Source organism: Tychonema sp. LEGE 07196 (assembly GCF_963890365.1).
Classification (GTDB): domain Bacteria; phylum Cyanobacteriota; class Cyanobacteriia; order Cyanobacteriales; family Microcoleaceae; genus Microcoleus.
On record NZ_CAWPRX010000192.1, the window covers coordinates 1 to 20,195 of the forward strand.

Genomic DNA, 20,195 nt, shown 5'->3' on the forward strand with positions numbered 1-20,195 from the left:
TTTCAAACTATTCTTTTTTCTAGGTTCAGTTTTTTGCCTTAAGTCCGCGGTGTCAACCGCCTTCTCTTTGGCGCTTTATTAATATATCAACTCTCCCCTGAGTTGTCAAGCTTTTTTGCAAAGTTTTTTGCCTGTCTTGAAAACTATATACAGCAAAGTTTTCCACTGCTGAGTTTTGTTTCCATCCCCTAGCTCACTCCTCTTTGCCCCCAACACGTCCTTCTTCCACTGCCAACAGGCTTTTTGGCTGGTCTGTCATCAAGGGCATATAAAATTCTTCGCAAGGTAAAAGACGATCGCACTTAATTTCCCGATCGCGCAGGGGCTAGGGTGTGACGACCGATCGCACGGTTCACCATCACGCAAGCAGGTGGTTGGTGAACCTCACTCATATATATAAGTAGTGCGCGCACTCGCTGGACTTGACGAAAGGGGGATTGGACGTAGGATTAACCCGATCGCCCGCGTGCCGTGTCCCGTTAGACCAAAATCACCCGCAACTAAACTCTCCTTAATTCAAACAACCCCGAAACACCTGATAGTTAAGTTAGTTATCAGCCTTTGAGGTTCGATATCGAGCTAGCCTCCTCAACGCCTACATCTAAAAAGTGTAAGTGACCCTCCGAATCAGTATTCGTAGCAATCACCAAACCCGTCTTCCCCCAAGGAGCGATCGCCCTAGGTGTAGCGGGGCTGCTAAAATTTCCTACTTGAGTGCCTTGACTGTTTAAAACGAGAATCTGCCCCGCAACATCCGCCAAAACCCATCCCCAATTAGCCACACAAGCAGAGACGGGCAAACTTTCCAAGGGAATACGAGCCACCTTGAGCGGCCACAATTTCATCAACAACACAGCCGCTTTCCCAGATTGAGGAATTCCCAGCAAAGTATAAGGCTCAGGTGTCAGCAGCATCTCTCCGACGCTGGCAGACAACCGCACAGAGCCCACCGAATTGCCGCGACGAGTGTAAACCCTAAAAATAGTTTGGGGATTTTTCGGTTCGTTGTCCGGCCAAATGGCTAAGACGTGTCGCCCATCCAAAAACATTAATTCAGGTAAATAGTGTTCCGCGAACGGTACAGTAGCGATCGACCTGGGAGCTTGTTCTAGATTGCCCTCGGCACTGTTTGCACCTAAAGCATAAAAGCGCAGTTCTCCCGGAACAGCCACTGTCAACCAGCGGCCGTGAGAATCAACAGCAGCTTTAAAAGCATCCGCACCTTGCCTTAAACCCGTATCCAGCAAGCACTGAGGTTCCCAAGATCGATCGCCCATCCAGTAAATTTTTTGTGGAGTCAGAACGCAGCAGCCGTGGGAAGTAGGTAAAATGCCACGCACGGTTTCCGGCATAGATATAGAAGTCGGCATTTCTTCGGTAACTAGCGGATTTTCCGGCTGATACCAAACCTTCACATCTTTATCTACTGCAGCGTAGAGATACTTCTCAGTCGCAATCAAAGCCGTCAGCGGTGCAGAAAGTATCAGCGGCTTTGGCTGCGAAACCGCATAACGCACAGTCTGAAGTAAATTAATAGCCTGCCCTGATGGTTCTTTCTCTTCGACTTGGGTCAAAGAATCAGTGTCGGACTTCAGACTTTTAGTGTCCCGGGTTGCGGGATTTTCCCAAGGAACTATGCAGTCGCCCAATTGCCTGACAGCGGGATCGTACAGGATCAGCCGCAGAGCTTGAGCCATTTGGGAAGCACTGGCAAAACGCCGGGCCGGAAGCTTTTCCAAAGATTTTTTGACTATTGCTTGTAAAGGTTCAGGAATAGCGTCGGGAAGTTGCAAGCGTTGATTCAGGTGCGCCCACCTCAAGTCTCCGGGAGTTCCACCGAAAGGGCGGTAGCCCATTAGCAACTCAAACAACAGAATTCCCACTGCATATATATCTGACATGGGGGAATAAAGACCGTAAAACCGCTCTGGGGCCATGTAAGCAGGGGAACCTACGGTAGCGTCTGGAGAAAGTTCTTGGTGGAGGCGAGTTGTACCGATTTCTGGCAGCCGGCGGGCGATACCAAAGTCAGACAGGCGTGGCGACCAACCTCTGGAGCCTAGAGTTAGGAGAATATTTTCTGGTTTTACGTCGCAGTGAACTACACCTCGGCGGTGGGCGTAGTCTAAGCCTGTTAAAACTTCCATGACTAGCTGCAAACCTTCGAGCAGCCGCAAGGGACGGTCTTGTTTGAGCAGGTTGCGGAGGGTTCCGCCCTCGCAGTAGTCCATGACCAAGTACCTGCCTGTAGCTGTGTGTTCTAGAGCTCGGCAGGTGACAATGTTGGGGTGCTGCAAGGTGATCAGAAACCACAGCTCTCGCAAGAATTCGCTAGTTGGGGCTTTTTGATGGCTGAGTTCTTTGAGAGCAACCAGTTGGCTGGTGAGGCGGGAGTCTTTGGCGGGAGTTTCTCGAACGCTGGCACAAAATACCCGACCGAATTGCCCTTGTCCGACTAGCCCTAAAATACGGTATTTAGAATGTTGCATCTGTCTAATTATAGGAAATGCTTGAGCTAGTATTAAAATATGTAAAAAATTCTGACCAGAATTCAAACTTTGAATCGATCGCCAGTTACTGCTATGTTATCTCAGGTTCATTCTCGGCTCAGTAAAGGCGATCGCGCAATCGCACCTACTAAAATCCTTGAGCTTCGGAATCCGTATCAATATTGCCTGATTCGGATGCCCGATCTGGAACTGCCTGTGGCTGCTATTTTAGTCGATCGCGAGTATTACAGTTTGTTTAAGGCTTTCGAGAAACCGTCTCCGGTTTTAGCCATCGCAGCTTACGTTGGGAAATAGGGCGACTCAACAGCGATTACCAAAACAGCACTCGCGGTTATGCAATCAGGGTTCGAGAACCGGAAGCCAATGCTGTCAAACCATCTTAACGTTTTTACGAGTCACCCCAAATTGTTTGAACTTTAAATATTTCACGCTTGCATACTTAATTGGACAGAATGAAAAATCAATATGGTTAAAATTATTAGACTAGATCCAATTGCCGAAGAAATGGCAGTGGAAACCCGATCGAATATCCTGTCTGCCTTACTTTCCAAAGACTTAGACGTTCTCAAGGAATGCGGAGGGCGGGGAATGTGCGCTACCTGCCACGTTTACATTAAAGACGGCATGGAAGGCTTGTCTGACATCAACCGCCGCGAGAGGAGGACGTTGGAAGTCATTACTACAGCTCAAGCCAATTCGCGACTTGCTTGTCAGGCGCAAATTATCGGCGAGGGTGTGGTTGTACAGATACCTGCGGGGATGTACATCAATGCTATCGAAAATGTGGAAGCTCTGATCGGCCGCCGGGCCCAGCAAGATTTGCTACACCCAATTACGGGTAAAGTAGTTGTGGAATCGGGAAAGTTGATTACTCGTTCGATCGTTGCACAGCTTAATGAAACCCGCTTCCAAGTAGGACAATATTTAGTTCGGACTAAAGAAGCGTAAATTACCAATGTTATACCATTTTTCTAAAGATATGCTCATGAAGTCTTAGCCCCCCGATGCTTTGGGGGGAGTTGGGGGGGTAATATCTAGCGCTACTTTATGAAATTGGTATTAATCTAATTGCGGATGGGGGAAGCTGCCCCAATTAGCGTCAAAACTTGATATGTTGTATTTAAACAGATTGTTGCCCAAAATAAAAAAATTATATGCTGAGCCAACTTGCGCGTTTAAGTACGGAAGCAGACGGACGCTACGCCACTGCTGACGAGCTCCAATTTTTGAAAGACTACTTTCAGTCTTTGAATCACCGGATGAGTGCTTATAAAAAAATTCAAGCCTCTGAAACAGAAATTATGCGGCAAGTGGAAGCACAAATGCGGTCTCTCGACCCTAATTTATTTCGTCGGGGGACTCAAGATGTGACTGAAAAGTGCCGTGGAGATATTCTGCGGGTGTTGAGGCATTCGACAGCAGCACTGTTGATTAATGATACTGAACGGTTGCGCGATCGACTATTGCTTTGGTTGCAAACTATTTTAGGCGCTGTTCAAGTTAGAAATATTGCGACCGTGACCTACGATGTGATGAAAAAGGTACTCAAACAATATCTCACGACTGAAGAAACCAACCTATTTTTTCCTATTCTGGACATGAACCGCACCTTACTGGGCAAATAATCAAGGGAGTTAACACCTTAACCGCGATAAATTTTGCCGTTAGGAAGAATGACTCCAATCAATTTTGCTCCAGTCAAATTCGCCTCAGTGAGAATGGCTCCCCGGAGGTTAGCTCCTGTCAAGTCAGCTTTCCGTAAGTTGGCTTTACTCAGGTTAGCTTTACTCAAATCAATTTCGTGTAGGCAAGAATTAGAAAGATTGGCACTAATCAGGTAGGCTCCGCTCAAGTTGGCTTTGCTGAGGTTGGCCCCGCTCAAGTTGGCTTCCATCAGATAAGCACCGCTGAAGTTAGCTTCGTTCAACAATGCCTCTGCCATATTGATTCCAGTTAAAAGTTTGCCACTCAAATCTACACCAGTCAAGTCTGCGTTGCTGAGGTTGATACCGCTTAAGTGACAGCCATTCAAAGCAATCTTTCTCAGGTAGGTTTTGCTGAGGTCTGCTTTGCACAAGTTGGCTCTTTCCAAGCAAGCTTCGGTGAGGTCTGATTCGCTCAAACACGCGCCGTTTAAATAGGCTTGAGTGAGGTTGGCTCGTCTGAGGTTAGCTTTCAAAAGGTTGGCACCGGTGAGGTTGGCACCGGTGAGGTTGGCTCCGGCTAGATTGGCTTTGGACAATTCAGCTCCGGTGAGCTGCGCTTGGCTCAAGTCTGCTTCTTTGAGACTGGCTAGACTCAAGTCTGCATCTTTCAAGTTTGCCCCGTTGAGATTAGCTTTAATCAGATAGGCTTTACTGAGATTGGCCTGGCACAGAACGACTTTGGAGAGTTTTGCCGCGCTCATATCTGCACCTATGAGACTAGCCTTGAGGAGAATTGCTCCAGTCAGGTTTGCCCAATTCAGGTGAGCACCACTGAGGTTGGCTCCGGTGAGGTTGGCTCCGGTGAGGTTGGCTCCGCTCAGACTTGCAGCCATGAGGTTTGCTCCGGTGAGGTTGGCTCCGCTGAGGTCGGCTTTGCTGAGGTTGGCTCGGCTCAGATGGGCTTTGGTGAGGTCGGCCCCACTGAGATTGGCACCAATTAAGTAGGGTCGCTGCTGGTGTTCGTTGAGGTTGTCCAAACGTAGAGTTGGAGCATCGCTGGAACGGAATAAATCGATCGGACTCAACACAATGCCGCGCAGGTTTGCCTGTCTAAAATCTCTTTCGCCGGCTGCATATCGATTTAGAAGTTCATTGGCGTCCATTAAGTTAGATCAAAAAAATTGAGGTTGTGATTGCTTTTAAGTTTTATGAGTTTGTTGGGTAAGTTATGAATTGTCTAGCTGCGAGTTTCCATTTTTTTGTGATGGCTAAAACCATTTTTAAAACTCTGTAGCTTTTTTATAATTTAACTTACTTTTTAGATATTTTTGTAGATGCAATGGTGGAAGAATAATCTCGTTTGCAGTAGATTGACAACAATAAGATTGATTCGTAGTGCGGACTAAAGTCCGCTCTCAGGCTGCGGACTAAACCGCACTACGAAATATTTTTGTTATGGTAATTTACCAGACATGATAAAGTCCATCTGAATATTGGATCATCTCCGGCTGTGTAAAAATATTGTTTTAGTTGAGTGCTGTCCGCCAAGAGCGAGTGTTGTATAACCTATGCTGTGCGGGGGGCAGGACTACAAATGCAAAACTTAGATGCTCCCTCTGATAGCAGTCTCCTAAAAAATAAAATTTTAGGCCCGCGTTCCCCACTCTAGCAGCGATCATACCACGTCGGCTCAATTTGCCGCAATCTATAAAAGTTGGTAATGAGGAATGCAAGTCCTCATCATTAGAGGACTTGCATTGCTTTCGATCGAGCCCATCTGATTGCGATCGCCCTTTTCGGAGATGATATTAGTTTTTATTGACCGAAAATTTAAAATATTATCACAGCTATTAGAAACAAACTAATAGCTGTGATAATAAGTCAGTTTTTGGGGTTGCAAAGTTTACTAATAATAGCTTCGTGCGTTTCTCCTTCTTCGAGCATTAAATCTGCTGGTTGCAGGCGATCGCGTATCCCTAAAATAAAGCGGTTGCAGTCAGAACCCAAGGATTCGCAAGAGGTTTGCAGGCAGTGGAGTTCTCTACCTGTAAGCTGAGTAAAGAAGGAACTTAAGATTCCTGCTTCTAAAAAACAGGCTGGCCACTTGGATTTGGGGGCTGTTTTGGCAAACAGAGAGTTAGTAATTTTTACTATTAAAAATCCCTGTTCGGAATAGCTGGGGTCAAGCTGAAATGTTCCCCATCCGTGAGTTTTCCAGCACTGTTGCAGGGACTGAAGAAATTCTACCATTTCCATTTCGGAAACTGGCTGACCGTAGTATTCGCTGACTTCTTCGCAAAAACGCACGTAGAAGTTTTTTCCCCACCAGCGACCGCAGTTAAAAAGGACGAGTCGGGAGGCTTGACCGGTTTCTTGTTCTAAGCCGATATAAATGGCTTGAATTAGTGTTTCTGGGAGGGCTATGAGCCGATCGCCCCGGCGGTTCTCCAGCAGCCCGAGTTCAAGATCGCCTCGGACGTAGGCATCGCTAGCAAAGTAGTTTCCAGGGAGTCGGGGCTGTTTGAGCAGGTCGGCAATATTAATCATGGGAAATTAGGAATTAGGAATTGGGAATTGGGAATTGGGAATTTGCCTATTCTTCGTTATCTCGATCGATAATCATTGACTGTGCTTGGTCAAAGAATGGTTGCAATATAGCTCTGGCTTGCTCGGAAAGTAGTTCTTTTAAGCGAGTTTGCAGCATATTGCAAATACTTATTTCGATCTTTTGAGTGTGGTGGGCTTCGACGATGCCGGAAACCCAGTCGAGGAGTCGCTGTTCGAGAAAATCTCGATCGTTGAGCAGCATGGCCATAGAACTGTACCGCAAGACTAAGAGCCAGTGTTTGAGCGATCGTTCTAGGGTTTCTGATTTTTCATCTGGGAATGCTTCTTGTAGCTGGTTGGCGATTGGTTGGAAGATGCTTGCTTCCTTCTCTCGCAAAAATTCATAAATTTTTAAGCGCTGGGAGAGGGTTGCAATTTGACGCTTAAAAGCTATGAGTTCTTCGCCTTTTAAAAAACGGTTTTCTGCCTGATCCAGCAGCGCCTCAATTTCAGGGTGCATAATTTTAATTTAGTGGTAATCGGTTATTGTTGACATACTCCAAGCGCGTAAACGGACTCTTGATTGCAAGAATTACTTCTGAGACTTTCTGTTTCCAGGCAACTAACTACCCGACAGAAGTATTTTTGTTAAGTTTTACGTTCGCTCTACAGACTGAAGCGGCAAGACCTGCCGCCCAAATATTTATAGCTGAATTAATATCGCGGTCATGGTTGGCCCCGCATTTAGGAAAATCCCACTTTCTGGTATTTACTGGTAACTTATCTACAATATTACCGTAATTCCGGCACCGCCTATAGCTAGAAAACCATCGGTCAATTTTGACAAATGTCCTAATGTCCTACGGTATCACTCACACTTATATTCAAGTTGCGTGATTAATTCTTCCAACTGGCATCACTAATAGAATCGGTACTTGAATGCTTTCTGTGTCATGTCTCACACCATAGAATTTATTCTCTAAAAGGAAGGAGGAATGAAGAAGGAAGAAGACAAATGGAAGTTGGAAGAAGGAAGGGGGAAGATAGAATTTTTTTGTTTTCTCTTCCCCAAACAGATTAAAAGAGGTCGAATAGGTCGTCAATGGTGACTTCGGCTGGTTCGGAAATAGAAATTACTGGCAAGGGTGGCGGTAGGGGCAAGGATCCAACTTGAGGAATTCCTTCCCAAGAAATAGCTTGAAAAAATTCGGCTACCGATCGGGTTAAAGTCAGGACTTGACGGGGAGTGGAGCCATTTTGGGTTTCTAAAGGTTTTCCCAGCCAATTGTAGTTATTAAAGAAGTCTTGGACAGACTTGTCCAACCATAAAGTTTGACTTTTCATCTTTCTTCCTGCCTGGAGAGGTCCACCGTCGCACTTTCGATCGCGAATTGGTGGGAGGAAAGGCAGGGCAGGTTATGTGCCTTTCCAGGTTGTTTAGCGCAACATTTCACCGTTTTGCAGTCGATTTTCAATATCGCGGGCGTTAGCACCTTCGTTAAGCCAGAATGCTGCTGCATCAATTTTATCTGGGTTGCCGAGGAGGAATTTACAATAGGTTTCTCCCATTGAGTAACATTGGAGTTCTATGCAGCTTAGAGGCTTTTTGACTAGAGCTCCGAAGAAACCTGCAAACAAACCGGCGTATAGGTGACAGACTGGTTTGCCCACGTCGCCCAACGTGCGAGCAACTGCTGAGTCAAAGAGGTTGATGAAGATGCACCCGTTTTTGCGATCGCTCATGTCCACTTCCCAACGACCCCAACCTTGAGCTGTGAACGGCCACCACCAAGTTTCTAGCAGAAACATGAGATTTGACTGGCGAATGTTCTGGTCGAATTCGGCACTAAACCATTTTTGAAAAAATTCGGAATCTTGGAGTCCCCACTGACAACCAATAGTATACATGATTACAGAAGAAGCAGGGCCTACTTCTTCTTCGAGTCCTTCTACCAAGCCGATGATGAAGTCTTCGCTGGTAAAAATGTTGCGCGACTTACCCCAGTCGTTGATTGTTCCAAACTGGCGATCGAAGACAAAGAAATCCTGAAACCTATAATGGTTATGGCTTTTAGGAAATTTTTTCTTGAGTGGGGACTCGCTGGGGGTGGCAATTTCTTTTTGAACTGTAGAGACCATTTAGCGGGTTACTCCTGTTTTGTGTAGTTTGCAAAAAATTAGAATCAAATAGAACAAATAGAGCGGCCTGTGTATCCAATTTAACGTCATTTTTCTGAATAGAGCTATAGAGGATAGTTTTTGAGTGGAATATATTAAGCTGTGAAACTTTGAGGATGTTGAATTGGGGTGCTTTTTGGGACTTCGGCTTGGGGAAAACTGCTGTCGGAGGCTAGAAAGCAAAAGCGGATATAACGTTAAACGACTATGTGTTATCGTTTTGTGCAAGCTGTTCACTATATGTATAGGGTATATGGCGATGAAACATCACGCTTGTATTGCAATAGGCATCAATCAATATCAGTTACTCCAGCCTTTGAGTTATGCCCAAGAGGATGCAGAGGCACTGTACGGTTTTTTGACTGAGGAGGCTGGTTTTGCGCCGGAGGGATGTCTGCTGATGACGGATAGCTCGCCGTCGCTGTGGGGTCAATCAACCTATCCGAATCGCGAAAATATTCTGAGGTTGACGCAAAACCTGTGCGCGGAACACTTGCAACAGGGAGATATACTCTGGTGTTTTTTTAGCGGCTACGGTGTCAGCTATGAAGGGAAGGATTATTTGATGCCGGCGGATGGAAATCCGGCGGACATTGAGGGTACGGGGATTTCGGTAGAGTTCCTGTTGAATACTCTGAAAAAGGCTCCTACGGAAACGGTGTTGGTGCTGGTTGATATGAACCGCAGCCAGATTGTGAAGGCGGGGGAAACGATCGGCGCTCAAACGGCCGAGGTGGCGCGGGAGTTAGAAATCCCGACGGTGCTTTCTTGCCGCCCGAATCAAGTTTCGCGGGAAACTTCGGCTTTGCGTCAGGGATTTTTTACGACGGCGCTTTTGGAGGGTCTGCGATCGGGACAGTGCATGACGCTTAAGGGTTTAGACCGTTTCTTGAGCGATCGGCTCCCGGAGCTGTGCGACCACCATTTGCGCCCGAAACAAGAACCTTTGATGGTGGTGAATCCTCCAGGAAAGGCTCATTTGGTGATTTTGCCGGATGCGAATGGGGTGCCAACTGCGGCGCTGGCGGGACGGAATGGGAATATGGCCGTTGGTGTGGCTGAGGGGTTCGATCGCCCACAAGTCGGAGTGGCTACGGCTAGCATCGATCGGCCGGAGGCTACTAACAATGCGATTGATGCGCCGGTTGAGAAGCCGCCTGTGTCGCCGCCAAATGTTGTCCCTGCTGCTGGTGGGGGGAACGATCGACCGAACTCGGTACCTCCGCAGGATGCGGATAACAGCGGCTCGGACAAGTCGTTTTTGCAGCAGCTAGTTTTGTGGAGTGGAGCTACGGCTTTGGTGCTGCTGTTGGGTGTTTTTCTGACGAACCGATCGATTTTTGTCGGCCAGCAGGAATCAGAGCCTCCATCGCCTGTTGAGAATGCCCAAAATCCTCCGCCTAAAAAATCTACTGCTGCTATTTTGCCGCAGAAGCAACCGCAGGCGGTGGAAGCCGCGAGTGGAACTAAGCAAACTGAGTCAAGCCAGCAGGTGTGGGCTGAGGCGAAAACTTTCCTTAAGGATGGTTCGGCTTCTAGTTTTAATCGAGCGGTAGTTAAGGCTCGAACGATTGCGGCTAGCGATCCGCTCTACCCACAGGCTCAGGAGGATATTGAGCGCTGGAGTTTGACGATTTTGGATATTGCTAACGGGCGGGCGACTCGGGGCGACTTTACCGGGGCGATCGCAGCGGCTAAATTGATGCCTGATGTCAATAAGGCGGTTTACAATCAGTCAAAAGAGGCGATCGCTCAGTGGGAAGAGCTATCAAAAGAGCAGCAGGTAAATACTGCTTTGCTATCGGCGGCTAAGGGTCAAATTAAGCGGGGAGTTGCCTCTTCTTACGTTAAAGGCATCCAGCAAGCTAGTAAAATTAAGGCTGGTCAACCGAAGTATGAACAAGCTCAGCAGTTGATTGGAGAGTGGAGCGAAGCTATTCTGAAAATTGCTCAGTTGCGCGGCTCTCAAGGAAAGCTGAAAGATGCGGTTGAAACTGCTTCGCTGATACCGTCGGGTACTAAGAGTTATCAGCCGGCTCAAAAGGCGATCGCCAATTGGAAAGCTAAGCTGAAATGATAGAAAAAAGGTTGATTTAGTTGATAATTTCCCGGTTTCCGCCGGGAAATTATTTTAGCGACTAAGTTGAGGTAGGTCGATCGCCCGATCGCTCTTAACACTGCAAGAGAATACCTACAGAGCGATTAATACCCATAATTCTATCCACAATTTCCCCTCCGTCAATTTTGCCAGAGGGGATTTTATATGCTGTCGGAGCGATGTTTTTTTGTTGAGCCAACAATCTCCGACGAACTGGTTAATTAATATCTTTAACTCACGTCCTGGAACTCGATCGACAGGGAACATTAATCGCGCAACCTGTTGACCGTGCAGTTTTCGCTTGCTTGATTATACCATATCTTCGAGCTATTGCGCGATCGCGCTTCAAGAAAACATTTAAGCGCGATCGAAATGAGTTCCTCCCGATTGACGCGCCCGTCCACAGTAGAAAACCTGTTTTTTTCAACCCGAAGGATAGCGGTAACGATGTGTTTAAAAGAAATCAGGACTTAGGCAAATAAACCGGGTTTGTCTCATAATATCAAATCCTCTCTTCATCGGAATAGTAAATTCACTGTTGACTGTTGACTGTTGACTGTTAACAGTTAACATCATGTATGAGTGCAAACGTAATTAATATAAATATTGGTTTTTTCAGTATAAAAAAAGTCTCAACCAGGTTTTTATCCTCGCCTGCGGGAAGTCGTGAAAATATTTTTTTTGTCTAAATGAGTTGATTTAGCTTGTGAATTAAACCATTAAATATTAGTTATTTTTAGTTGGTTTAAACTGTAAATACACTTAAATCTTGATTTAATTGTGTCGTATTTTTTCTACAATTACAGTCATTAATACTGGCTCGTAGTGAAGACTTTAGTTAACACACATGGAAGGAATAAAATCCTGACCAAAAACCTTTTATTGCAAATCTAGCGGATATATTGAATCGCTATATATTTGACATTTTAAACTGATATTATATCAAATAAATTAGCATCACCACAGTAAATTCACTGTTGACTGTTGACTGTTAACATAATGTGTGAGTGCAATCGGAATTGATATCACATACTCAAGGCGAAAAATAATTCTGTACCCTCAACCTAGAGCGTGCGGGTATTGGCCTGTTGATTTGTTTTACTTATATTTTTGAGTAGGAGCAGCTATCGCTAGATGGAAGCCTATTTGAACTGGTGCTATTTTAAAATTATTAGGATCGAGGGGTTTGTGATTAATTATACAAATGAAGGGCGATCGGTAGTTGTAGTCGGCGATCCCCGCCATTAATCGGGAAAACAGATTCATCCCCATTAGCGCAGAATGTCTAGATTCGCCAACAGCGATTTTTCGATGACAAAAATTACTAAGCTTCCTTAATTAACAATAATCAGACCTTTGCAACAAAAGCGAAAAAATATATCATTGAGCAATCAGAATCAAAACTTGCTCGCTTGTGGTAGCCCAAGTAACAATACGTATGCCTTAAGTTATAGTTGAGAGCTAAATATAGGACGGCTCTAAATCAATAAGGTAAGGTAGCAGTGTCTGGGTGTTCATGGGGGCGATCGAAAAGGAAGGTTCGGCGATCGATCCCTTCCCAAGGGGGGAGGATAAAACCTAGAAAAGGATGGATCGCGAGGTAATGCCGAACTTTTTGAGTTCAAGAGAGTAGCGCTAGCACTAAACTCTGCATTATTGTGGGAGGTGAGCCAAATTTGTAACAGTTCTTAATTATAAATAATTCTGTCAAAACTGCTAGCATAGTGACACTTTTGCTGGCAAAAACAGATAAAGTAAATAAAGTTGGTTAGCTCTAGACACCCGATCCCCATCCTGGGGATATTGAATCAATTCGATTGGTATCAATTGGTTTTAGAGTTACAACTGGAATCTAAGCATCGCTATTTAACTGAGTTCTTTAGTTAATTTTACTTTTTGCTATGAACGTGGATTTTATCAAAGCCCAAGTCAGGTTGCTACAGGGTGCAAGTTCATCGGAGCGAGAAACCCTTATGAAAAACATCGGTGTCTGTGCTGGCGTGATCAGACCGGGCGAGTACGTGACTCCGCAGCGGAAGCACGCCATCACTCTCTGGCTGCAAACAAATGCGGTACGACTCCGGCTTCCCCAACTTCCAATGGATTTATCGGGCCAAAAGCCTTCACACGGAAGTCATTAAGGGGTAGCGACAGAGTACATAAATCAGTCAATCTTACTTAAAAGTGGTTTTTGTTGAGCTGTATAGCGTCAAGGAGATAGGATCGAGATTGAAACAATGTTTGTAGGGAGAGTTGGGCCCGGAAAAACGCCTGCTGACAAAGTGGCCTACCGCTTTGGTAAAAGCAGGAGATGAACGTCAAAACTGCTAAAAAAGTAGATTTGAGTCAGTTTCGCAGAACGGATGATGGCGCACAACTACAACCAAGGTTATTTGCTTTTAGATTTGAGATTCACGATCGAGTTCGAGCTGCATAAATTTGCTATTTGTCGATCGACCCAAAAAAAGAACCCTATTCCATAGGTATATCTAATTACAGGGGCAGTCACTGAACTGCCCTTAATTTTGAGCTTGGAGGCGAAACTGCTGCAAGTTACAATAAACACATATATAGCCTTTCTCAGCAAGATGAGGTACTATGCGGCATAGGGCATAGGCCATAGGGCATAGGGCATCTTGTCCGATCGCGAAGTCGAAGGGTGGGCAATAGGGCATATCTCACCACGCTTGAGAACCGCTATATATTACAGAGAGAGTTTAGCTTGACTGTCCTGTAAGCTCCCGTTCAGCGAAAGATGAGGGAAGAGGTTTTTCGCTCGTGGGGAATGTAGGATTAATATAATAGAGTAGAAGAAGTTATTGCAATTAACTTGCTTTGTCAGATATTTGTTAACGAAAATACTGTGCCGAAGAAACAAAAATTTCCTTATTTAGTTGGTTCCCGATGGACTTCTCACCAAAAAACTTGGGGGTGGCGGCACTTCCAGGTAGTCAACAGAAAAAACGAAGGTAAATGGGTATTTGCGGAAATGGTGGCGGCTTGCGATCCTAATGTCCGTTTTTGGTTGAATGCCAGACAGCTCAAAGATCGATCGCTCTGGGAAGCTGGATGGCAGTCTACGCAAGAATTAAAGGACTTAGAAACAGCAGACTAAAAGACAGCGCTTTGGGGGATAGTCGGATTTTTTAAATGATACAGAATAATCAGTATATTTAGAAGCCTGTCTCGCCACTGCTATATTTTTTGAATGTTAATAACTATTGTCAAGATAAAGTATTCAAGAGGAAATGCAGCCTGTTCGGGTTCGGTCGATAAGGGTTATTTGTAAGCTGTCATCTGCAAAAAAAATTAACTATATATATTGGTTTGAAAAAATGATTTTTCCCGGATAAATGCAGGGTGCGCGCGAGGGCGATCGGCAATAAGGTAAAGTCTTGTAACAAGATGCAGCGCTTGCCATCCATGACTTTGAGAGTCAAGCATTTTACTCTGTCTTTGACAAAATGCACTACTTATCACTTGTCTGTGTAGTGAATTCTGTGCTGATTGCTGATACACTAATTGCGATCGCCCTCAAGACAATTTGATGCTATGTGGGACAAAATTGCCGCGCACATCTCTGAAGCAACCGGAGAAACATTTTCCATCGACAACCGCCATTCAGTCAGCGGCGGCTGCATCAACCAAGGCTATGCTATCAGCAGCAGTAAGCGCACTTATTTCGCGAAAATAAATCAAGCTTCCCAAGTGGCGATGTTTGAAGCTGAGACTCTGGGTTTGCAGCAAATGGCAGAAACTCAGACGATTCGCGTTCCTCAACCGATTTGCTGGGGAACAGAAGGCAATTCTGCTTATATTGTGTTGGAATGGCTGGATTTGCGAGGTGGCGGAGGCGAGATAGCTTGGTCAGAAATGGGGCGCAAACTGGCTCAAATGCACAAATACATCCCCCCGAATCCACCTGGGCCAAAGGGGGGAGAAGAGGGTGATTTTGCCGTTGTGGGCGGACGTTTTGGTTGGGATGTCGATAATACGATCGGCTCAACTCCTCAAATTAATCAATGGACTGCTGACTGGGCAGAATTTTGGGCCGAACATCGGATTGGTTATCAGTTAAAGTTGGCCAATCGTCGGGGCGGAAATTTCAGTCGGGGGGAAAGGTTGCTAGCAGCTATTCCGAAGTTGTTGGAGGGTTACAAGCCTCAACCTTCGCTGGTTCACGGGGATTTGTGGGGAGGAAATGCGTCGGTAACTGCGACGGGAGAACCGGTAATTTTTGACCCGGCTGCTTATTGGGGCGACAGAGAGGTTGATGTGGCGATGAGTGAACTCTTCGGCGGTTTTTCGGCAGCGTTTTATCGGGGTTATAATGAAGTTTGGTTGCTGGATTCTGGCTATGAAAAACGCAAAATGCTTTACAATTTATATCATGTTTTGAATCATTTTAATTTGTTTGGCGGGGGTTATGAGTCGCAGGCGAATCAAATGATTAATAAAATTTTGGTTTAAGGTTTCAGTATTAGCTGGATTAGAAGGAATCAACAATGAAGTTTTGGCACTGTTTCACAAAATTGGGATTTACAGTTTTGTTTTTGACCAGCATCGGGGCTAAAAATTGTTTAGCTGCTTTACCCTTACAGGTTGGTGTCTATCACGGCGGCGGTTCTCGATACATTCAGATTGCTGAAAAAGAAAATAGAATCTGCTTCAGAGGCTTTTCTTCTAATGGAGTTACGGTGGCTTCCGTTGCTGCGGATATTCACCGCGAAAACTTTTACACCATCAACGGATTTGACGATACATTTCTGTTGCAACAAGATACAGATACTATCTTATTCGGCAAGATCAATCAGTTGATGAAGTATGTGGCCGATTATGGTTTTCCTAGAAATTTAGGTGATGATTTGCGGCAGTGTCTGAGTTCCGAAAAGCCTTTTTTTAAGCGGAAATCAGGTGGCCGGGGCGATCGCTAAAAGATGTATCCGCCGCACCCTACAGCTAAATATTTGTAGGGATACGGCCCAGAAGTGTCCGTAGCAGTCAAGTAGTATCATGTCCGGTCGATTGACGGATCTCGCGGATCGCGCGCGCGTCATATCAAATCCTCTCTTCATCGGAATAGTAAATTCACTGTTAACAGTCAACAGTCAACAGTTAACAGTTAACAGTCAACAGTTAACAGTCAACAGTTAACATCATGTATAAGTGAACCGGAATTGATATCAGTCAGTGTCCGCACTACAAACCGTTTTTGTGACAGTCATCGAGCGGACATGAGATTACTTACTTTTGTTTGGCTGCGGCTTTTTTCTTGGCTTCTTTTTCTGCTTTTTTAGCCGTTTTCTCTGCTTCAAGTTTTGCTAACTTGGCTTGTTCTTTTTCTTCGGTTATTTTATCTAGGTAGTAATGGTAATCTCCCAGATAAGTCCGAAACTCTCCGTCTCTAACTTCTACTATTTTGTTGGCGACTTGGGAAATAAAATAGCGATCGTGCGAAACGATGATTACGGTGCCGTCGTAGTTCTGAATTGCCTCTTCCATCATCTCCTTGGCGGGAATGTCGAGGTGATTTGTCGGTTCGTCCAAAATTAGCAAGTTCACGGGTTCCAGCAGCATCTTTGCTAAAGCTAGGCGGGCTTTTTCTCCGCCGCTGAGAGCGCCGACGTGTTTGAATACTGTTTCGCCGGTAAATAAGAACCGCCCCAATAAGGTGCGAACTTCTTCATTTTTCCAGTCGGGTACTTCGTCGTGAATGGTTTGCATCACGCTTTTATTCAAGTCTAAGGCTTCAGCTTGATTTTGTTCAAAGTAACCGGGGATGACGTTGTGGCCTCCCATTTTGACTGTGCCTTCGGTTGGTTGTTCTAAACCCATAATCAGGCGCAATAGGGTTGATTTGCCTGCGCCGTTGGGGCCGAGAAATGCTATGCGATCGCCTCTTTCAATTAATAAATCTGCTCCCAAAAATAGGATTTTTTCGCCGTAGGTGTGCACCAAGTTTTCAATTATGGCGACTTCCCGGCCGCTGCGAGGGGCGGGGGGAAAGCGGAAATGCAGGGTTTTTAAGCCGCCGGTGGGGGCTTCGATGCGTTCGATTTTGTCTAGCTGTTTCTCGCGGCTTTTGGCTTGGGTGCTGCGCGTGGCGCTGGCGCGGAATTTTTCAACGAAAGCTTGCTGTTTTTCTAGTTCTTTTTGCTGGCTTTCGTAGGCGCTGAGTTGGGCTTCTCTGGCTTCTGCTTTTTGTTGCAGGTAGGATGAGTAGTTGCCGAGGTAGGTGCTGGAAACGCCGCGTTCGGTTTCGACGATTTGGGTGCAAAGCCGATCGAGAAATTCGCGGTCGTGGGATACGATTACCATCGGGGTTGTCAGCCCTTTGAGGTATACTTCCAGCCATTCGATCGTTTCTAAGTCGAGGTGGTTGGTAGGTTCGTCTAGCAGTAAGATGTCGGGTTTTTGCAGGAGAATTTTGCCCAAACTCATCCGCATTTGCCAGCCGCCGCTGAAGGCGCTGACTAATCGATCGCCATCTTCCATCTCAAATCCGATTTCGGGCAGAATTTTCTCGATTTGAGCTTCCAAACCGTAGCCGTTTAAGCCTTCAAATTGCCGTTGCAACCGATCCATTTTGTTGATCAGTTGGTCGAGATTTTCTGGGTTGGAGTTTTCCAAGTCTCGGTGGACTTGCATCAAGGATTCGTGGACTTCGTTGGCTTCGCTGAAGGCGCGCCAAAATTCTTCTTTGACTGTGCGGGTGGGATCGATTTCAAATTCTTGGGAGAGGTAGGCGATGTGGAGGCTGGCGGGGCGAATGACTTCGCCGGAGGTGGGTTCGATTTCGCCGGCGATGATTTTGAGTTGGGTGGATTTGCCGGCACCGTTAACGCCTACTAAGCCGATGCGATCGCCCGGTTTGACTTCCCAGGTGACATCTTTGAGTACGACGCCTGTGGGGTAAATTTTACTGATGTGTTCGAGTCGCAGCATTGTTATCGAGACTGGGGAAGGGCTGGTTTAGCGGCGGATGGAATACCGGCGCTGAGGTCGAGTTAATCTTAACAAATTTTAATTAAATTTAGTCATTACCAAATTTTTAGGTTTGAATGGGCGATCGAATTTTGGATTTTAGATTTTAGATTTTGGACGCAGGGTAGGCAGAAACCGGGTTTTTTAGCAAAATACTTCCTACAAAGCCAAAAATTCCTGAAAAACCCGGTTTCTTTGCTGTGTGAGTGCGATCGAATTTTAGATTCGATCGCGGCTGTCAGAAACCGGGTGTTTTACAAAAATCGGGTTTTTTTACTAAAATCCTGCATTTTCGCCTACAAATTGGGTAAAAAACCCGGTTTCTTTAGTCTTGTGCGTAACTCCTAACAGAATTAGATGATTAAAGGATTTGAGCTGAAATTAATTGAGATATTTTAGGTGAAATTTATATATTTTAACAATTATTTCGGCTGACAAATTGTAGAATAATCAAAAGGAATAGGTGAGTTTTATGGGGCGTCTTACCGATCGAGCTTTTGACATTTTGCGGGCGGAAGTTGACAAGTGCGCGGCGGGTGATGCGCTAGCGGGTTCAGTGTACCGGGGGATAGTAATCAAGCGGTTGGAGAAATTGCGATCGCAAAACGGAACTTTCGCATCAAAAGAAGAAATTCGCGATACCTTCAAAAACGAATTTCCCAACTTCAGCGAACAAGCTCTCAAAGCTGCTGTCAAAGCCAACCGCGCGCCCGGATTATTTGATAAAATCATCTTTGCTGGCGGTTTGGTGGGCGCTGGGGCGGGGATAATTTGGCTGATTAACTTGCCTTTTCCGATGATTCGCTGGCCCGTGGCGAAGACAATGCCGGTATTATTGCTGCCGAGTTTTATCAGTATGGATTATAATTACCGAGAGGCGATCGCCCTTGTGGAACAATCCGATCAACTGGTTAACAAAGCGACTGCTGTTGCTGATTTCGATTTGGGCGAAACTAAAGCCAAACAAGCTCAAAAACACCTCGATGCTTTGCCGGTGTGGTTTCTCGGCTATTACCCGCAGAGGTACTGCTCTTTTTTCGGCTGCACTTGGCGGTTTACATTCGATGAATTTCAAGCAGCCCGCAAAAATATCGGGCGGATGGATGCTCAAATTTTCCAGCAAAAAAATGCTTTTACTGAGTTAAATCGAGCCGAAGAAAGTCTCAATGCGGCAAAACAGCAGTACGAGGAAGGAAAAACGGCAACCGAGAGGCAAAAAGCGAGTGGAAATTGGCAAAGTGCGATCGATAGACTCAATCAAATTCCCGCCGACACCCTCGCCGGAAAAACGGCTAAGCAAAAACTTCAAGCAGCAGAAAGAGACTTTCAAGCAATGGGAGGAATCGCCACCGGTTCCGCGCGCGCCGACAACTTAATCGAAGCAGCAAAAGAATTTGCTCTTTCCGCCGCCGTCGCTTCCCAAAAACCGCCGCATCCAGCCGCCCAGTGGGAGCAAATAGCAGGATTGTGGGAAGAAGGAATTAACCGACTAAAAATGGTTCCTGTCGATAATCCGGGCTATCTCGACGCTCAAACCAAACTGGCAGAATATCAGAAGAATTTAGGGATTTCTCAGATTAGATTGCAATCAGAAAAAGAGTCTGTAAAAGCTTTGCAAGAAGCTAAAACATTGTTTGCCAACTTGCAAAATAATGTGAATTCTCCCAGTCAAAATTCCGGTAACTCTCTGGACCAGTTGCAACAAATTATCAATCAATTAGAATCCGTAAAAGCCGGAACAACTGTTTATTCCGAATCTCAAAAATGGCTGCAATCTGCTCGGAAAAAACAGCAAGAATGGCAAAAATAATTAAAGGTTTGAAATCAATTCTGGGAGATTGTTATACCAAATTCATAAAATAGCGCTACATATCTACCCCCCCCAACCCCCCCTTATTAATAGGGGGGGGAGTCAAAGTTTCGATAGTAGCATAACTTGATGAAATTGGTATTAGCTGCTTTTCTGCCAACCACCAACTGCCTAATTACCAAGCAGGGTCAACATACAAATTAATTGTTACTTGCTTTTTCCCGGAAGGGATGCCGGAAATACAAGCACAAATCGTCTCGCCGCCGTCAATTTCTACTTCGCAAGCGTGACAAGAGCCCATCAGACAGCCCGTAGGAATGGAAACCCCCGCACGTTTTGCTACATCTAGCAAAAGCTCTCCCGCTTCTGCTTCTACTGTCACATTATCTGGTAAAAAGCAAACTTTTGTCATTTAATTTTAA

General features: G+C 45.6%; 19 protein-coding genes. 10 read left to right on the forward strand and 9 right to left on the reverse strand.

The annotated features are described in order from the left end of the window. Positions 1-554: 554 nt before the first annotated feature. Complete coding sequence (locus tag AACV78_RS22735) at positions 555-2,489, reverse strand: serine/threonine-protein kinase (RefSeq protein ID WP_194011822.1); 1,935 nt, start codon at positions 2,487-2,489, stop codon at positions 555-557. A 93-nt stretch (positions 2,490-2,582) separates the two neighbouring features. Here AACV78_RS22735 and AACV78_RS22740 point away from each other — a divergent pair, with 93 nt between their 5' ends. From AACV78_RS22740 to AACV78_RS22750, 3 genes are all read left to right on the forward strand, one after another. Further along, a complete protein-coding gene (locus tag AACV78_RS22740; RefSeq protein WP_228042410.1) occupies positions 2,583-2,804 on the forward strand; it encodes a hypothetical protein in 222 nt (73 codons plus the stop codon). Positions 2,805-2,975: 171 nt separating this feature from the next. After that, the gene (locus tag AACV78_RS22745; protein ID WP_194011821.1) at positions 2,976-3,458 is read left to right on the forward strand and encodes a 2Fe-2S iron-sulfur cluster-binding protein; all 483 of its coding nucleotides are present in this window, start codon (positions 2,976-2,978) and stop codon (positions 3,456-3,458) included. Between the two features lie 206 nt (positions 3,459-3,664). Further along, a complete protein-coding gene (locus AACV78_RS22750; RefSeq protein ID WP_194011820.1) occupies positions 3,665-4,135 on the forward strand; it encodes a globin family protein in 471 nt (156 codons plus the stop codon). A gap of 17 nt (positions 4,136-4,152) precedes the next feature. On the opposite strand, the gene AACV78_RS22755 is transcribed toward AACV78_RS22750, so the two are convergent. The 6 genes from AACV78_RS22755 to AACV78_RS22775 form a co-directional block, all read right to left on the reverse strand. Then, a complete protein-coding gene (locus AACV78_RS22755) occupies positions 4,153-5,319 on the reverse strand; it encodes a pentapeptide repeat-containing protein (RefSeq protein ID WP_194011819.1) in 1,167 nt (388 codons plus the stop codon). A 718-nt stretch (positions 5,320-6,037) separates the two neighbouring features. Then, complete coding sequence (locus tag AACV78_RS22760) at positions 6,038-6,703, reverse strand: V4R domain-containing protein (protein WP_194011818.1); 666 nt, start codon at positions 6,701-6,703, stop codon at positions 6,038-6,040. A 46-nt stretch (positions 6,704-6,749) separates the two neighbouring features. Further along, positions 6,750-7,223 carry a globin family protein gene (locus tag AACV78_RS22765; RefSeq protein WP_194011817.1) on the reverse strand — a complete coding sequence of 158 codons (474 nt, stop codon included), beginning with the start codon at positions 7,221-7,223 and terminating at the stop codon, positions 6,750-6,752. A gap of 106 nt (positions 7,224-7,329) precedes the next feature. Next, positions 7,330-7,560, reverse strand: coding sequence for a zinc ribbon domain-containing protein (locus AACV78_RS28790; protein ID WP_194011824.1), 231 nt, complete (start codon positions 7,558-7,560; stop codon positions 7,330-7,332). Between the two features lie 220 nt (positions 7,561-7,780). Further along, the gene (locus AACV78_RS22770; RefSeq protein WP_194011816.1) at positions 7,781-8,047 is read right to left on the reverse strand and encodes a hypothetical protein; all 267 of its coding nucleotides are present in this window, start codon (positions 8,045-8,047) and stop codon (positions 7,781-7,783) included. Between the two features lie 93 nt (positions 8,048-8,140). Beyond that, on the reverse strand, positions 8,141-8,842 hold the full coding sequence (locus AACV78_RS22775) for a V4R domain-containing protein (RefSeq protein WP_194011815.1): 702 nt from the start codon (positions 8,840-8,842) through the stop codon (positions 8,141-8,143). A gap of 292 nt (positions 8,843-9,134) precedes the next feature. On the opposite strand from AACV78_RS22775, the gene AACV78_RS22780 reads away from it, so the two are divergent. The 6 genes from AACV78_RS22780 (at position 9,135) to AACV78_RS22805 (ending at position 15,913) form a co-directional block, all read left to right on the forward strand. Next, on the forward strand, positions 9,135-10,958 hold the full coding sequence (locus AACV78_RS22780; RefSeq protein WP_228042411.1) for a caspase family protein: 1,824 nt from the start codon (positions 9,135-9,137) through the stop codon (positions 10,956-10,958). 1,994 nt (positions 10,959-12,952) lie between these two features. Then, positions 12,953-13,120: a hypothetical protein gene (locus AACV78_RS22785; protein WP_228042412.1), complete on the forward strand. Its 168-nt coding sequence runs from the start codon at positions 12,953-12,955 to the stop codon at positions 13,118-13,120. A gap of 170 nt (positions 13,121-13,290) precedes the next feature. Continuing rightward, positions 13,291-13,416, forward strand: coding sequence for a hypothetical protein (locus AACV78_RS22790; protein ID WP_255513014.1), 126 nt, complete (start codon positions 13,291-13,293; stop codon positions 13,414-13,416). A gap of 426 nt (positions 13,417-13,842) precedes the next feature. Further along, complete coding sequence (locus AACV78_RS22795) at positions 13,843-14,094, forward strand: TIGR02450 family Trp-rich protein (RefSeq protein ID WP_194011813.1); 252 nt, start codon at positions 13,843-13,845, stop codon at positions 14,092-14,094. Between the two features lie 437 nt (positions 14,095-14,531). Continuing rightward, a complete protein-coding gene (locus AACV78_RS22800) occupies positions 14,532-15,449 on the forward strand; it encodes a fructosamine kinase family protein (RefSeq protein WP_194011812.1) in 918 nt (305 codons plus the stop codon). A gap of 35 nt (positions 15,450-15,484) precedes the next feature. Next, entirely contained in the window at positions 15,485-15,913 is a 429-nt protein-coding gene (locus AACV78_RS22805) for a hypothetical protein (protein ID WP_194011811.1), read from the forward strand. Positions 15,914-16,223: 310 nt separating this feature from the next. Here the strand turns inward: AACV78_RS22805 and AACV78_RS22810 are convergent, their stop codons facing one another. After that, positions 16,224-17,924: an ABC-F family ATP-binding cassette domain-containing protein gene (locus AACV78_RS22810; protein WP_194011810.1), complete on the reverse strand. Its 1,701-nt coding sequence runs from the start codon at positions 17,922-17,924 to the stop codon at positions 16,224-16,226. Positions 17,925-18,435: 511 nt separating this feature from the next. On the opposite strand from AACV78_RS22810, the gene AACV78_RS22815 reads away from it, so the two are divergent. Further along, entirely contained in the window at positions 18,436-19,773 is a 1,338-nt protein-coding gene (locus tag AACV78_RS22815; RefSeq protein ID WP_194011809.1) for a hypothetical protein, read from the forward strand. A gap of 175 nt (positions 19,774-19,948) precedes the next feature. Here the strand turns inward: AACV78_RS22815 and AACV78_RS22820 are convergent, their stop codons facing one another. After that, a complete protein-coding gene (locus tag AACV78_RS22820; protein ID WP_194011458.1) occupies positions 19,949-20,185 on the reverse strand; it encodes a 2Fe-2S iron-sulfur cluster-binding protein in 237 nt (78 codons plus the stop codon). Positions 20,186-20,195 lie beyond the last annotated feature (10 nt).

Excerpts from the sequence above, each read along its gene's own strand:
- AACV78_RS22735 (WP_194011822.1), bottom strand. The coding sequence starts at position 2,489 with ATGCAACATTCTAAATACCGTATTTTAGGGCTAGTCGGACAAGGGCAA.
- AACV78_RS22740 (WP_228042410.1), top strand. The coding sequence starts at position 2,583 with ATGTTATCTCAGGTTCATTCTCGGCTCAGTAAAGGCGATCGCGCAATC.
- AACV78_RS22745 (WP_194011821.1), top strand. The coding sequence starts at position 2,976 with ATGGTTAAAATTATTAGACTAGATCCAATTGCCGAAGAAATGGCAGTG.
- AACV78_RS22750 (WP_194011820.1), top strand. The coding sequence starts at position 3,665 with ATGCTGAGCCAACTTGCGCGTTTAAGTACGGAAGCAGACGGACGCTAC.
- AACV78_RS22755 (WP_194011819.1), bottom strand. The coding sequence starts at position 5,319 with ATGGACGCCAATGAACTTCTAAATCGATATGCAGCCGGCGAAAGAGAT.
- AACV78_RS22760 (WP_194011818.1), bottom strand. The coding sequence starts at position 6,703 with ATGATTAATATTGCCGACCTGCTCAAACAGCCCCGACTCCCTGGAAAC.
- AACV78_RS22765 (WP_194011817.1), bottom strand. The coding sequence starts at position 7,223 with ATGCACCCTGAAATTGAGGCGCTGCTGGATCAGGCAGAAAACCGTTTT.
- AACV78_RS22770 (WP_194011816.1), bottom strand. The coding sequence starts at position 8,047 with ATGAAAAGTCAAACTTTATGGTTGGACAAGTCTGTCCAAGACTTCTTT.
- AACV78_RS22775 (WP_194011815.1), bottom strand. The coding sequence starts at position 8,842 with ATGGTCTCTACAGTTCAAAAAGAAATTGCCACCCCCAGCGAGTCCCCA.
- AACV78_RS22780 (WP_228042411.1), top strand. The coding sequence starts at position 9,135 with ATGGCGATGAAACATCACGCTTGTATTGCAATAGGCATCAATCAATAT.
- AACV78_RS22785 (WP_228042412.1), top strand. The coding sequence starts at position 12,953 with ATGAAAAACATCGGTGTCTGTGCTGGCGTGATCAGACCGGGCGAGTAC.
- AACV78_RS22790 (WP_255513014.1), top strand. The coding sequence starts at position 13,291 with ATGAACGTCAAAACTGCTAAAAAAGTAGATTTGAGTCAGTTTCGCAGA.
- AACV78_RS22800 (WP_194011812.1), top strand. The coding sequence starts at position 14,532 with ATGTGGGACAAAATTGCCGCGCACATCTCTGAAGCAACCGGAGAAACA.
- AACV78_RS22805 (WP_194011811.1), top strand. The coding sequence starts at position 15,485 with ATGAAGTTTTGGCACTGTTTCACAAAATTGGGATTTACAGTTTTGTTT.
- AACV78_RS22810 (WP_194011810.1), bottom strand. The coding sequence starts at position 17,924 with ATGCTGCGACTCGAACACATCAGTAAAATTTACCCCACAGGCGTCGTA.
- AACV78_RS22815 (WP_194011809.1), top strand. The coding sequence starts at position 18,436 with ATGGGGCGTCTTACCGATCGAGCTTTTGACATTTTGCGGGCGGAAGTT.
- AACV78_RS22820 (WP_194011458.1), bottom strand. The coding sequence starts at position 20,185 with ATGACAAAAGTTTGCTTTTTACCAGATAATGTGACAGTAGAAGCAGAA.